The following is a 14,660-nucleotide window of genomic DNA, read 5'->3' on the forward strand; positions in this document are numbered from 1 at the left end:
AGACAGTCCAAAACGCATCTATGGCGCGGAAGTTACTTCCGTGACTTTCTGTATTCCCAAGAGTGTGTATCCAATCGTCTCCTTCAAAGGCGCTTACATTATAGTGGTATTACTTTCCCTGCAAGGTGACTATAACTGTGCGTTTGCCGCCGTGGTCACGGTGTTCGCAGAGGTAGATGCCTTGCCAGGTACCCAGGTTGAACTGGCCTCTGGTAATAGGAACGGTCACAGAATTGCCTAGTAAGGCAGCTTTGAGGTGCGCGGGCATGTCATCTGGGCCTTCCAACGTGTGCCGGTAATAGGGCGCATTCTCGGGTACCATGCGGTTGAAGTGCTGCTCAAAGTCATGGCGCACGGTGGGGTCAGCGTTCTCATTGATGGAAAGGCTGGCCGAGGTGTGCTGGATGAAAATATGCGCCAGCCCTACCTCAATCTCTTCAAGTTCGGGCAGTTGCGCCTCCACTAAATCGGTGATAAGGTGAAAGCCCCGTTTTACGGCGGGTAACCGGAGCGTTTTCTGAAACCACTTCATAAGCTAAAGAGAATTAGTAATCTACTTCCAATGCCCCAACATCGGGCTTCTGCGCGTCACGGGGTTTGTTTTCGTAGTCCACCGTAATGCCCGGCACCGGTATGCCCACAGCGTTGGCCGGAGATAGTTTGATCAACTGAAAGTCAAACTTTGGCCCGTCGCGGAACAAGGGGTCTACGTTGATTTTGTTCTCCCAGGTCGCTTCGCCCAGTGTCGCGGCATATTGCTTCGTCTTCACAAAAGAATTCCTTATTTCAGTTGTAGAGCCCGCTGCTATTGGCGGCAATTGAAGTTCTTCTTCCTGCCGCCCCCAAAGTATGCTGTTAATGATCTTGACCTGGTAAGGCTGCGCGCCTCCCTGAAAAAGAACCGAGGGGGTCGTCCTGATGAAGTCATTGCTGTAATTGGCCAACGTACTGAAGTAGATGGAATAAACGCCTCCATTTATTCCGGCAAAGGCGTATTCTCCGCAGTTGGTGATGATGCTATTTTCCAGGCGCACGTTGCCGCCGTAACTCAAAATGCCGTTTTGCAGCATGTTCTTCAGAAAAGCGTTCCTTAGCGTTACCCGTGGAACATGGCTTCCTTCGGCCCGCAGGTAAACACCGGTGACGGCGTTTTTGAGTTCCGCGTAGCTGAGTTCATTGTTCTGACTACCGGCATGAAATTCTATGCCCTGCCATTGCCCCGGCGCATTGCGGTATTGTTCCTCTTTGCGCACCTGCTGGAACACTACCCGCTGCTCGTGCTGGCCTTCCACCTTCAACGTGCCCAGCACCTTTATCTTGGCGTTTTTGTGTAGATGCACCTGACTGCCTTTCTGGATGGTGAGCGTCTGCCCCGCCGGTACCGTCACAGAATCATAGATGACGTGCGCTTTGGCAGCCGTCCAGACCTCGGCGGGCGCAGTCGTGTAGTTCTGTCGGTAATAGGTGGCATTCTGCCCGTAGGCCAACAATTTTACTTTTTGCTGGTTTCCGTTGGTCAGGAACAAAATAGAGTCATTCACCAGAAACGGCTGCGCCTGGGCGTTGGGGTTGATGGTAGCTTTAACCAAAATGAGCAGGCTGTCCTTCCCTCTCAACTCCACATTATCCACCTGTGGCCCTGGCGCCCCGTTCACAAACACCTGAAACGGCGATGTTCCCATTCCACCTACTTTTATCTCAGAGATCCGGACGGCGTTTTTATGCGGGTTGTAGACTTTCAGGCGTTTGGTTACGCTGCCCACCTCGGTGAAAACCGTGTCAAATACCACCGTATCGGCCTCCAGCCGAAGCATCACGCTAGCATCTGGCGTGATTTCCTCTTCGCGGGGCGTACAGGCACCCATCCACCAACCTACAGCACACAGCAGCAACAGGCTCTTGAGCCAGTAGTGCCAGGAAGCAAAAAGAAGGGAAGGAAGACGCATGAACCTAATGTGCTAATGAAGTAATGTGCTGATGTGCTAATTAACCTGCCTGTACGTAGCAGAGTTGCTTTGAGGCTATTTTATGAAAATTGGGTCCGAAACAGAGAAACAAAAAAGCGCAACCCTGGGGCTGCGCTTCTATATATATAATTGGGCTTAGGCTTGTACGCCTTCTTTCAAACGCTCGGCGTTCTCCGCGATACGAAGCTGCTCCACAAACTCGTCAATGTTACCATCTACTACGCTGGGCAGGTTGTACACGGTTAACCCGATGCGGTGATCGGTGACGCGGCCTTGCGGGTAGTTGTAGGTTCTGATTTTATCGGAACGGTCGCCACCGCCTACCATGCTCTTGCGCTGGGCACCTTCGGCTTCGTTTTTCTTGGCTAGCTCTATCTCGTAAATACGGGAACGCAACACGGCCAGGGCTTTGTCAAAGTTCTTGAGCTGCGATTTCTGGTCCTGGCACTGGGCCACAATACCGGTAGGGATGTGCGTTAACCTAACCGCAGAATACGTGGTGTTTACTGACTGACCGCCAGGCCCTGAGGACATGAACAAGTCTTTCCGGATGTCGTTCATGTTCAGTTCTACATCGAGTTCCTCTACTTCGGGCAGTACCACCACTGAGGCTACTGACGTGTGGATACGTCCGGCCGTTTCGGTGGCGGGTACGCGCTGTACGCGGTGTACGCCAGACTCAAACTTCAGCTTGCCGTACACGTCTTCGCCTTTGATACCTACAATCACCTCTTTGTAACCACCAGCGGTACCTTCCATGACGTCAATCACTTCCATTTTCCAGCCTTGCTTCTCCGCGAAACGGCTGTACATACGGTACAAGTCACCGGCGAAAAGAGAGGCTTCATCGCCACCGGCACCCGCCCTGATCTCCATGATAATGTCTTTGCTATCGTCTGGATCTGTAGGGATGAGCATTTCTTTGATGCGCTCTTCCATCTCGGCGCGCTGCGGTAACAGCTCGTCCAGCTCTTCTTTGGCCATCTCCCGGAAATCTTCGTCTTTTTCCGTGGAGATCACTTCTTTGGTATGCTCAATGTTGCTGAGCAGCAGCTTGTACCGTTCGTACTCGGCCACTATCTTCTCCAGGTCTTTGAACTCTTTGTTCAGAGACTTATATCTTTTAAGGTCGCTGGCAACATCTGGTTGGATGAGTTGCTCATTTACCTCTTCAAACCGCTGTTTTATGGCTTCCAGTTTATCTAACATGTTCTGCTTTACTTAATTCAGGCCGCAAAGATACGAAATTTCCGGCTCATTTGCTCTTGTGCCTGTAAGGCTTGTTTTAGGTAAAAGAGTTTCAAAACGGCCCAAATTTTTATTTCACCTGCATCTGGGCCTCGGTTCTGCCCAACTTGCCATTGGCCGTGAGCCCTTCTACTACGGCGCGGTAGGTGGTGCTGGGATCTGCCGAGAAAAAGGAGAAAGTGGCGTTCCCGCTGACATCTGTGACCACGCTGGGGCTCCAGAAAAGGGTAGTGCGCAGATCGGGTAGTTCTGTTTCAGAAGGTTTGTCATAGCGGGGCATGTAGAACTCTCTGGCTTTCTGGTAGTGGGGTCCCCTGTATGCCGCCACGCCCCGGTAGCGGGCCGTACTGGCAACCGTATTGCTGCCTCCTCTTCTTAACAACACAGAGATGACACCATTACCACCTTGCGAACCAAAGATAGCGGAGGAAGCCCCAGGCTTGAGAATATCAATGGCCTCAACTTCAGACATAGAGATGGAACGGATGTAGTCTGCTTCTACCGGCATGCCGTCCAGCAAAAAGAGAGGGGTTCCGCCCCCGCGCATGGAAATGTTACCGCCAGAAACCTGCAACCCGGCTACGCGGCCTTGCAGCGCAGAAATCAGGTCCATAGACATCGGCAGGGCCGAAGCTTTGAGGGTATAATCTGGTTGACCATAGATCTGGTTTTGACGCAGTTGGTCTTCTTCCTGCATTTTTTTGGCTCTGATCTCAACCGCACTCAGCAAAATGCTTTTCCCGGACAATTGATCTAGTCGCAACTGCTCTCTATTGCTTCTAAGGTAAGCCCAGGTGCTTTGGGACAGCAGAGCTGGTGGCAAGGCATAAGGTACCTGCGGCACCACTGGGGTAAGAGGCAAACCGTTGTCTAACTTCACTTCCAAAGAACTTTTGCCTTTGAGCGTACGGGCCTGCACCGCCACGCGGGAACTATCATTTATGCCCATTGCCCCAAACTCAAACTTACCCTGCGCATCTGCGGTGTCTATAAGGATCATGCTTGGCGACCGGAGGCTGATGAACGTGACAATGGCGTTAGGCTCTGGTTTACCAGACAGTTTCAGGACCGTGCCCGTTACCGCCAGACTTTGCTCTATGGGATATGTCAGTTGCCGCTTTTTATCTTGCAGGAGGTCTTTCCAGGTAAATCGGCGCCAGCCTTGGGTGAGCATGAGGTTGTCTAAGGCTAAGGCTGCTTCCGGACTCTGGTTAGTGAAATAGTAATTGGGTTGCTCTATGTGGCCCCGCAGGTCTGAGGAAAGCAGGGTAGTGGACAGGATGGTGCCCGCGTTTAGGGCTGGCGTTACTTTCTGGGCATCTGTGACAGAAACAGAGAAGTGCCCGGACACAGGATTACCGGCTGCATTTTTTGCCTGCAACTGCATGGTCACTTTTTCCCTGGGCTTATAGCTGGGTTTGTCTGGCGTTAGCGTGAGTTGCAGGTGGTCCTGGTGGTTGATAAAAACCAGCCGCTCCGTTAATGGTTCTCCGGTATGGGAAAACAAGGTAAACTGAACTACTCCGGTGGGCAACTTTTCTTTGGGCACGTTCAGGAGCAGCAAATCTTTGTCTGTTTTCGCGTGCGCGGAGAAACAAACAACGCCTCGGCTTTGGCCAACCACACTAATAGATGTAGGTCTGTCTGCGGCTCCGGCATAGCCTACCAGATACGCTTTTATCTGCACCTTGTCGGGCTTGCTGTTGTCTACGCTCATAACCACGCCTTTTTCTTTGGCGGCGGGCAAAGGATACCTGGCTTCGCTGCCGTCTGCGTATTTAAGGATGGCCACGTAACTTTTACCGGCCTGGGGCAAAAACCCGAACCGCCCCATTCCAAATTGATGGCTCTTGAAATCGGCTACTTTTTTACCCGTTTCCTCGCGCACACTGCCCTGGATTTCTATGCCCAAGCCATTTTCATCGGTTGCTTTGAAGGCCACCGTGTTCCACATATTATTGACTAACTCGCCGCCTTCGGGGAAGAGCTGGAAGTCTGTTTTCTCCGTTGTCTGCGGAATAGGGAAATGCCGCTTGATCTGTTCCGTTCCCTCTTTGAGGCTGAGCCACAGTTGGGCGTCCTTTCGGGCTTCAGTGGATGGTAAGTAGAACCGGTATTGGGCGGTTCCCTGGTTGTTGGTTTCGCCTTTCTTCCGGCCCGTTACTTTCTTGCCTACCTGGGTGTAAAAAGAAAGTTCTCTCTGCGTAAGAGGCTCTTCTTTGAGGTTTCTAAGCAGCACATCGGCGTAGACGGAATCTCCGGCTCCCACTCGTTTGAAGGTGAAATTGACCGAAGGCACCAGATCGGCTATCCTGGGGTTGAAGACTTGCAGGTTCTGATGAAAGAAATAAGTTTCGTCAAAGTTCTGCATCCAACTGGTGTAGGCGCGCAACCGGTACAACCCCTCAGGGATGGTATCTTCCAGCGCGAAGTCGCCGTGCCCTATGCCGTTTTTCACGTCCACCACTACTCGTTTGTAGACGGAATCTTCGCCAGACACTAGGTCCACGTACAGCACTTTGCTCAGCAGGCTGGGTTCATGGGAAGCTGCGTTCACCAGGTACGCCTTGAACCATATATCTTCGCCGGCGGCGTAGTACGGTTTATCCAGGTGCAGATACACTTTCTCCTGTGGGTACTGTTGCCCATACAACTGAAGCTTGGCAATAATCTCTTCCAGCCCCGTTTCCAATTGCCTGTTTTTAGGCATAAATGCGAAAAAAGCCGTTAAAACAGCAAGTACTAAAAATCCTTTAGAGAACGTAGGTTTCAAAAACATAAGACACAAAGCAACGGATTGGCCCGCAGGCCAACTGGTAATGATTAAAATTCTACTTTCCCTGTAAAGAAGAGCTACTCAAGATGGTCTGTCAGCTCCTTTTTACCTGATTTCCCCAAAAGAGGCCCTAAACAACAAACCTTTATTTCACTTGCATGGCGGCTACTGCCGTTCCTAGCTGCCCTTTGAGAGTAAAGCCTTCTACCACCGCGTGGTAAGTAGTTTTGGCATCGGCGGCGAAGAAGGTGAGGGTTGCTTTGCCCTGTGCATCTGTCTTAACGATAGGGTTCCAGTACAAGGTAGTGCGCCAATCTGGGGTGAACACCTCTGAAGGTTTGTCATAGCGGGGCATGTAGAACTCGCGCTTGGTCGGGAAACGCGGACCACGGTAAATGGCCACGCCCTGCCAACGGGCAGTGGAGTTTTTAGACGCGTACGAACCCGGCGTTCTCATAATGATAGAGATAACCCCATTGACTCCCTCAGAACCGTAAATGGCCGAAGGCGCACCCGGCATGAGAACGTCTACCCGCTCCACGTCAGTGGGAGATAGCGTTTGGGCCGTACCCATGTCTGAGCGGACGCCGTCTATGAGGTACAGCGGCTCCGTAGAACCACCTTCGCTAGCTCCGCCTTCGCCGCCAAAGTCAAAGGATTGTCTAGTAGTGCCACGCAATACCAGTTTCCCTTCTACCATAGCCACCCCGGCGGTTCTGCCGGGCAAACTAGAGATAATGTCACTGCCCGGCGGAAATCTGCTTCCTTTCACCGAATAAGTTACGTCTCCCAAATTATGCAGCGTGGTCCGGTCGGCGAGGCTGCGGTTGGCATCCTGGTTTCGGCGGCCCCTAATCATTATTTCGCCCAGCATCACACCTTTGCCCATGGACATATCCACTTTCTGCTGCTCGCGGTTCATGCGCAGATACGCCCACTGTGTGCCGGAAAGTGCCGTTGGGATTGGGGCGAAAGGAACCTTCGGCTGCACTTTGGCCGGAGCCAGGTCTTCCAGGTTCACTAACAATTGGCTTTTGTCTTTCTGGTTACGGGCCTGCAAGGCTACCCGTGAAGAATCAGTGAGCACCGGTAACGCGATGGAGAATCTTCCCTGGGCATCGGTCTGGTCAAACAACGCTTTGCCCATGTTCTTCACGTCAAAAAGCGTGACGGTGGCATTGGGTTCCGGTTTCTTGTTGTACCGCGTTACCACACCGCTCACAGAAAGGCCTTGCTCCAACGGAGCCGCCAACGTAGGATATTTGTCCTGCATTATTTCCTTCCAGACAAACCTACGCCAGCCTTGGGTGAGCATAAGGTTATCCAACGCCTGCGCTACTTCGGGCTGGGAAGAAGAAAAGTAATACCCCGGGCTCTCAATATAGCCCTGCAAATCTGAAGAAAGCTGAAGGTAAGAAATGAGGTTACCACTGGTGGGGTCTGCGACAACTGCTTCCCCGTCGGTGACACCCAAAGAGAAATTACCCGCTACCGGGTTGCCCGCCACATCTTTCACCTGTAGCTGCATCGTTACTTTTTCACGGGGCTTGTAGGTAGGCTTATCGGTTGAAAGGGAGACTTGCAGTTGCGGGCCTTGGTTTACAAACAAAAGCCGTTCAGACAAAGGCTCACCTGCCTGGTTGAAAAGCGTAATCTGGGAAATACCGGTTGGAAACTTCTCCTTCGGGATGTCAACCTGAAAGATATCGCGGCTGGCAGGGCTGCTGGCTCCAAAAAACACCGTGCCGCGTGATTGGGCCACCACGTGCAGGCCTGTTGGCTTCCCGGCTCCGTCTGCGTACCCCACGGTATAGCATTTCACCCGTACCTGGTCTGGTTTAGAGTTATCTACCGTCATGACAACGCCTTTATCCTGGGCCTGAGGCAACGGATACACTACCTCTACTCCGTCTGCTCCTTTGATGCGTGCTTCATACCGATTGCCTTTCTGAGGCATGAACCCGGTGCGCCCCATCCCGAATTTAAGCGTGGAAAACTCCGCTACTTTGGTACCTGCTTGGTCATGGATGGTTCCTTTCACGTCTTTGCCCAGCCCTTGCGCATCTACGGCCTTAAACCCGATGTTATTCCAGAAGCCACTAATCAGGTTACCCCCTTCGGGGAAGAACTGCACATCTAGTTTATACTGGGCCAAAGGCACCATCATGCTTTTTATGATGGGGGCTTGCCCCTGCGCCTGTGCGAAAGCCAACTCCAACTGGGTATTTTTACGGGCTGCGCCATCTGGCACGAAGAACGTGAAGCTCGTTTTACCGTTGACATCTGTGGTGAGCTTTCGGCCTTTCGCTTTCTTTTCGCCTTGCTTCACACTATAGGTGAGGGGCAGTTGTTTGGCGGGTTCTGCTTTGGGGTTCAGGAGTTGCAATTGCACAGTCACCGAGTCCCCGTTACCGGCACGGTGGAAAGCAAAGTCGGCGGCAGGCGTTATCTCACTCTCCCGAGGGTTCCATATCTGTACATTCTGATGGAAGAAATAATCCTCCGGAAAATTCTGCATCCAGCTGGTATACGCCCGCAGGCGATAAAGCCCTTCCGGAATAGTGTCAGACAACGTAAAGTCTCCGGCTCCTTTGCCCTCCTTCATCTCCAAAGTCACCCGCTGAAAAATAGAATCCTGTGGAGTTACCAGTTCCACGTATAGCACCTTGCTCAAGGGACTGGGCGCATGGTCAGAGCTGTTCACCAGATACGCACTGAACCAGATATCTTCGCCGGCCGCGTAATACGGTTTGTCCAGGTGCAGGTACGCCTTCTCCTGCGGATAATTGCTTTCAAAATGCGTCACCTTCCCAATCAGCTTTTTCAGCATATCGGTTTCCTGCCACGCTTTGGGCCCGAAGGCTCCTAACCCAACTACTGCCACCAGCAGCAGGGCTACATAAATAAATTTTATTCGATGAAACATCAGAACTGGGGAGAGAAGAGGGTTTAAGACGAAGTTACCTGCCTTAAATATAAGTAATCCCCCTAAGAATTGCGCTACTGATATATAGTAATTCAACCCTCCTAAATCAGCGAAAAGCGACAACCTTCAGAACCTACTGTTCCTGGCAAGAAGATGAGATTGCGTAACAACTTAGCATTCCCAACAAGTCGATTCAAACCCCGGCAGAAGCGAGTTCCCGAAGAACCATGTAGCCATTTTCCGCAAAGCCGGATTTTTTACCGATTTTTGCAAAAACAACCCAAAAACGTACGGCATTTCTTACCCGTACTCTTCGCTATGGCACAACTTCCTTCTATATTATTACACGCAGGCAAAGAACATTCCCTCAAACGTTTCCATCCGTGGGTTTTCTCGGGGGCTATCAAGAAAGTGGAGGGCGATGTGCAGGAAGGCGACATTGTGGCCGTGTACACCAACCGGCGCGAGTTCCTGGGCATCGGGCACTTCCAACCGGGCTCCATAGCCGTCCGCATCTTCTCTTTTGAGGAAATTGAGCCCGATTACGCCTTCTGGAAGAGCCGCGTGCAGCGGGCCGTAGATTACCGCCGCGAGCAGGGCTTTCTTGACACCCCGGACACCAATGTATATCGTTTGGTCTTCGCCGAGGGCGATAACCTGCCCGGCCTCATCATTGACGTGTACGGCAATACCGCCGTGCTACAGGCGCACAACGTAGGAATGTTCCACGTGCGACAACACATTGCTCAGGCGCTCATGGAGGTGTATGCCGGAAAACTGACTGCCGTCTATGATAAAAGCGCCGAGACATTGCCGGGCAAAGGCCCGGAACAAGGTCAGAATGGCTACCTCATTGGCAATACGCCCGTGCCGCATGTGGTCACCGAGAATGGTAACAAGTTCTTAGTAGACTGGGTAACCGGCCAGAAAACCGGCTTCTTCATTGACCAACGCGAAAACCGTCAACTGCTGGCACACTATTCCAAAGGCAAAGCGGTCTTGAACACCTTCTGCTACACCGGCGGATTCTCTATCTACGCCCTTAATGCCGGTGCTACCACCGTTCACTCCGTGGATGTCTCCAAAAAAGCGATTGACCTCACCGACCAGAACGCCGCCCTCAACCACGGTCAGGATCGGCACGAAGCCTTCGCCGCCGATACCTTTGATTTCATGAAAGGCCGCGAAAACCAATATGACTTGATTGTACTGGACCCACCCGCCTTCGCGAAAAGCCAGAAAGTGCGCCACAATGCCCTTATGGGCTACAAACGCCTGAACGCCGAGGCCATCCAAAAGATAAAGCCCGGCGGTATCATTTTTACGTTCTCCTGCTCGGGCGTGGTAGACAAATACCTCTTTCAAAGCACCGTCATGGCCGCCGCCATTGAAGCTGGCCGCAACGTGAAAGTCATGCACCACCTCTCGCAACCCGCTGACCACCCCGTAAGCATCTTCCACCCGGAAGGTGAGTATTTGAAGGGTTTGGTGTTGTATGTGGAATAGGCTTGATAGTATCAGGTAGTGCGTATCAAGTAGCACGAGGTTGATTTTAGTCATTTAAATAAAGGGGAGTTTTGGAGCCATTTTCAGGAAAACAGCTCCAAAACTCCCCTTTATCTATGCAGAATACGTCATGCACTCTCACTCACGAACCGGCAACCGCTCCTCAAAGCTCTTAGTTTGCTCATCCCAGACGTAGACTTTGGGATGGCAGTATAAACAGTCATCATAAAAGCCTGTTGAATCTGGCGGGTTCACAATCAACATTCGGCTATCCACCTTGAAATTATAACCAAGCTCAGCAGTAGGCCCATCGTAGACTTTTCCCGTCCTTACATCTACAACTGCACTGGATTTACAAGGAGAGCCACATCCCCACCAAACAAAATTATAGTGTCCGGCAAAGTTTACTCCCTCTTCTTTGTAAGTCTCTGTGATGCGAGTTCTATACTCTTTAGCAGTAGGATTGCTGTTATAGTCAATTGGCGCAGGTTTATCCGTAAAGAAATCTACCACTTTGAAATCCGAAAAGCCTATGTAAGGCTCAAACTTTATAGCAGCATAGTCTATCCTTGATTTCTCTGATACTGTATCCCCAATTATCAAGACCGTCTCAGTAGAATAGATAGTGTCTGAAATATTACTCCTAGACTTTGTGAGCGAATCGGCTGAGTTGTTGATTACTACAGGAGCAACTTCACTTGCTGGTTTTTCCTCTTTCTTTGCTCCACAAGAAATCAAAAGCACAGCCAATAATACAAATAGCTTCAAAACTATTCTCTCCATCTCGCTCTTTAAGGCTTTTACAAGCTACCCAACGTAAACAGCCCTTCCACATTCTCCGGCTTCAGCGCCTCATCCAAACTCATTCTGATGCGCCATTCTTTGGGATAATGATTGTTCACGCGGTTCTGGAGTTTCTTGCCCCAACCCAAGGCTACTCCCTGGAACTGTACCAGCACCCAACCATTGGCTGAATTCTCCAAGGCAATGTCTTCGCGGTGGAGGTAGCGCAGGGCGGTAGTTAAATCAACTTCGGCGCGGGGGAAAGCATCTGCAGATAAGTGCTGCGACAAAGCGAGGGCAGGCAGTGGTTTGGCGTTGTTCTTCATGACCTCGGCCAGTTCAATGCCGCCGTAAACCACGCGCAGGTTCTCGTAAAGTTGCTCCAGTTCCAGCATCCAAGCGGCGGGTAGGGCACGAAGGATTTCTTTATGCTTCACCAATTCCCAGGCATTCGGTTCTTGCAGCCAATCCTGAACCAGTGCTTTTTCCTGCTTAGAGGCGGAGACTAGGTAGGGGCGTTTGCTTCTCTTGAAAGTGCGGGCGTCATCACCACCGGTTTTCCGGACGGCGGCCAGAAAGAAACCTTCGCCCTGGGTTTGGTGCGGGTAGAAGCGGTAGCCGTGCATGCCTTCCAGTTCGGTTTCGGTAACACCCCAGTCAGGTTGCAGTTGGAGTTGTATCGCTTCGGCGTGTTGTTGGCGGGCTAGCCAGGCCAGGTTCTCTTCGTTTTCCTCCAGGTTATAGGTACAGGTGCTGTAAATGAGCACACCGCCGGGTTTAAGCGCGTCCCACACATCCATCAAGATGCGTCGCTGCCGTTCACTACACAACTTCACGTTGGCCTCAGACCACTCGTTCATGGCATCAGGATCTTTGCGGAACATGCCTTCGCCCGAGCAAGGCGCATCTACCACCAACACGTCAAAGAAACCAGTGAGTTGACCAATATGGCTGGGGTCATTGTTGGAGACTACCACGTTGCCGCTGCCCCATTTCTGGATGTTCTCGGCCAGAATATTGGCTCTGGGTTTGATGACCTCATTGGCGACTAACAAACTTTCCGAGGAGAGGAGCGAGGCAATGTGGGTTGATTTTCCGCCGGGCGCGCCGCACAAATCCAGCACCGCCAAGGGTTGGCTTAAATCTATGCTTTGCCGAAGAGCCTGCTCCAAAAACATGGAACTGGCTTCCTGCACGTAATACGCGCCGCCGTGAAACATGGGGTCCAAAGTAAAGCTGGGCCGCACCGATAGATAAAATCCGGTTCCGGTCCAGGGCACTTGGGGCAAACCAGTGGGCAAGGGCATCTTGGCTTGATTCACCCGCACGCTAGTGGGCGAGGGCTGGGCCAACGCTTCCGCGAACGCGGCATAGGCATCACCTAACTGCGTCTGCATGCGGGTCTGGAAAGAAACGGGGAGTTCTAGGCTCATAACAGGAGTGCCCGGCAAAAGCCGAAGCTTCGGCAAAGATACGACTTCTGTTTGAGGGCTGTTTTCAGAAAAACACGCCTCAGACACATTAAAGTAGCAGAACAAATTAGAAACTACCTTTTGTCATTTTGGAAAGATCTTGTGGGCGAACTAGCAAAGCTTTGTTTAAACGTTACTACCGTTCGCCACCTAGATCCTTTCAGGATGACAGAGAGAGGGTATACTTATTTATGTCCGCTTACTTACTCCGCTGCCAGAATAGGTTCGCGGCGGGTGGTGATTTTAGCGGGCTTGCGCACGGTGCGGGTCTGGTACACCGGATTGTCTATAAAAGCCACCACTTTCAAGGTCAGATCCAGACCAGTAATGGTGCTGGGGTTCTCAAAACCTAAATACAGGTATCCATCGTCGGTTTTGGGGGTTTGGTTAGCCAGTACTTTGCCGTAGTCAGAAAGTACGTCCTGACCTTTGGCTACACCATAGGGTTTCCAGCCATCCTCGTCCTCGGTGAACAGGTAGGCGTTGTTCTTATTGAACAGGTAATAGCTGATGTACCCGCTGGACTTCACCTGCGGCAATTGCGGCAGCAAACCCAGCCCGAACGCCACTAACGGATTGCTTCCGGTCAGCAGGGCAGTGGCGCCTTTGGCCAACGTCTTGCCCGTTTCCTGCAACGCCTGCACTGATTCCTGCCCCACGCCTACCCAGTACACCCAATGTTTGGTATTGGCGGGCAACTTAAAACGTTCAGTACTGCGGTTATTGCTGGTAATGCTAGTGAGCGAAGACAGATGGAAGCTTTTGTCCATGACCGTTTCCGCTTTGAGGTCGTTTTTCACCAGCACTTTCTCGGTGGCGGTGGTCCAGGTGGTGTCTTGCACGGTGCGCCAGGCTACGTGGGTACTGAAATTCTGCGTGGCCGCGCTGCTCGGAATACGGGTAAGCGTGAAATGGCTTCGGGTACTCACCTCAGACAAACTCTGGAGAACAATGGTATACACCGATTTCTGCGGAATAGTGAGCTTCAGGTTGTTCAGCTTCTTGGTTTCTTCTGTGCTGTACAGCGGCGATTTAGAGAAATACTCCTGCACCGTCACTTTATAGTTAGTTTTAGACTTGTTTTCCAAATCCAGCACCAATACGTCGCCGGCCTGAAACGCATATTGCAGTTGGGTAGCCGGTTCTTTGGCGCCCGCTACCTGCACGTCCAAGTCGGCAATTTTGATGGCTTTCCCCGGTTGCGCCGAAACCATGAAAGAGAAACTTAAGAACAGCCCACCAAGAGCCACTGCAAACCTGAAAAGACTACACATACCGCACGTAAAAGCAAAACCTGATTTGGGCGCAATTTACGCAAATCGGCTCATAATCAATACCCTCCCAGCGGTTCTATCCACATTTTACGGGCGGTGGCTTGCGCCGAAAAACCGGTAATAGACTCGCGGTAGCGGCCTCTGAACTGAATAGCCACCTGCTGTCCGTTTTGCAGCTCGCTTAAGCTGATGCTTTTTCCGTTCATTCCTATAATCTGCGTAATGGGTGTCACCAACACCACTGCCCGGTTGAACCGAGAGTTCGCATCTGAAAATCCTTCCACCAGAATCAACATCTGGCCTTGGTTATATTCCCGCTGGGTAATGGTCCCGCGTATGTCTACCCGTTGCGGAGAGTACCGGATGATGGTATCCATCTCGGCAGCTTCACCAGTTCCTGTGGCGTTAGCAGTGGTATCAGTTCCAACAGGAGCCGTGGTCTGGCACGCTGTCATGTAAAATGCAAGTAAGGAAAAAAGCGTACCGGCAACTATGATTCTTATCTTCTTCATGGTCTTTCAGTTAAGGTAAAATCTATGAACGGAAAAGGAACCCGAATGGATGAACCTCAGAAAGCATCGGCTTTATTTTGGGGCTATTCCCATAAAATCAAGCTGTAAACGGACTATTTCTATGCTAAATTTGTTATCTCTGTAACCGCATTATTTACCGCCAAAGCACCATATATTAGCTTTTTCGCGGCGCGGA

General features: G+C 51.5%; 10 protein-coding genes. 1 reads left to right on the forward strand and 9 read right to left on the reverse strand.

Annotated elements, in window-relative coordinates:
* Positions 1 to 109: 109 nt before the first annotated feature.
* From ACY0JR_RS02280 to ACY0JR_RS02300, 5 genes are all read right to left on the reverse strand, one after another.
* The gene (locus ACY0JR_RS02280) at positions 110 to 532 is read right to left on the reverse strand and encodes a secondary thiamine-phosphate synthase enzyme YjbQ (protein ID WP_462632214.1); all 423 of its coding nucleotides are present in this window, start codon (positions 530 to 532) and stop codon (positions 110 to 112) included.
* A gap of 13 nt (positions 533 to 545) precedes the next feature.
* Positions 546 to 1,946, reverse strand: coding sequence for a hypothetical protein (locus ACY0JR_RS02285; RefSeq protein WP_462632215.1), 1,401 nt, complete (start codon positions 1,944 to 1,946; stop codon positions 546 to 548).
* Positions 1,947 to 2,102: 156 nt separating this feature from the next.
* Positions 2,103 to 3,176, reverse strand: coding sequence for a peptide chain release factor 1 (gene prfA / locus ACY0JR_RS02290; RefSeq protein WP_462632216.1), 1,074 nt, complete (start codon positions 3,174 to 3,176; stop codon positions 2,103 to 2,105).
* 109 nt (positions 3,177 to 3,285) lie between these two features.
* Positions 3,286 to 5,925: a TonB-dependent receptor plug domain-containing protein gene (locus ACY0JR_RS02295; protein WP_462632217.1), complete on the reverse strand. Its 2,640-nt coding sequence runs from the start codon at positions 5,923 to 5,925 to the stop codon at positions 3,286 to 3,288.
* Between the two features lie 211 nt (positions 5,926 to 6,136).
* Positions 6,137 to 8,917, reverse strand: a complete 2,781-nt coding sequence (locus tag ACY0JR_RS02300) for a TonB-dependent receptor plug domain-containing protein (protein ID WP_462632218.1) — start codon at positions 8,915 to 8,917, stop codon at positions 6,137 to 6,139.
* A 318-nt stretch (positions 8,918 to 9,235) separates the two neighbouring features.
* Here ACY0JR_RS02300 and ACY0JR_RS02305 point away from each other — a divergent pair, with 318 nt between their 5' ends.
* Positions 9,236 to 10,423, forward strand: a complete 1,188-nt coding sequence (locus ACY0JR_RS02305; protein ID WP_462632219.1) for a class I SAM-dependent rRNA methyltransferase — start codon at positions 9,236 to 9,238, stop codon at positions 10,421 to 10,423.
* Positions 10,424 to 10,561: 138 nt separating this feature from the next.
* Here ACY0JR_RS02305 and ACY0JR_RS02310 read toward each other — a convergent pair whose 3' ends face one another.
* The 4 genes from ACY0JR_RS02310 to ACY0JR_RS02325 all read right to left on the reverse strand — a co-directional run bounded on the left by ACY0JR_RS02310 (position 10,562) and on the right by ACY0JR_RS02325 (position 14,464).
* Positions 10,562 to 11,206: a hypothetical protein gene (locus tag ACY0JR_RS02310; protein ID WP_462632221.1), complete on the reverse strand. Its 645-nt coding sequence runs from the start codon at positions 11,204 to 11,206 to the stop codon at positions 10,562 to 10,564.
* Positions 11,207 to 11,223: 17 nt separating this feature from the next.
* Positions 11,224 to 12,639, reverse strand: a complete 1,416-nt coding sequence (locus ACY0JR_RS02315; protein WP_462632223.1) for a methyltransferase RsmF C-terminal domain-like protein — start codon at positions 12,637 to 12,639, stop codon at positions 11,224 to 11,226.
* Between the two features lie 242 nt (positions 12,640 to 12,881).
* Positions 12,882 to 13,892, reverse strand: coding sequence for a hypothetical protein (locus ACY0JR_RS02320; RefSeq protein ID WP_462632224.1), 1,011 nt, complete (start codon positions 13,890 to 13,892; stop codon positions 12,882 to 12,884).
* 116 nt (positions 13,893 to 14,008) lie between these two features.
* Positions 14,009 to 14,464 (reverse strand): hypothetical protein, encoded by a 456-nt coding sequence (locus ACY0JR_RS02325; RefSeq protein ID WP_462632225.1) that lies wholly within the window; start codon positions 14,462 to 14,464, stop codon positions 14,009 to 14,011.
* Between the last annotated feature and the right edge of the window lie 196 nt (positions 14,465 to 14,660).

Source organism: Rufibacter sp. JT3400010, from assembly GCF_054956755.1.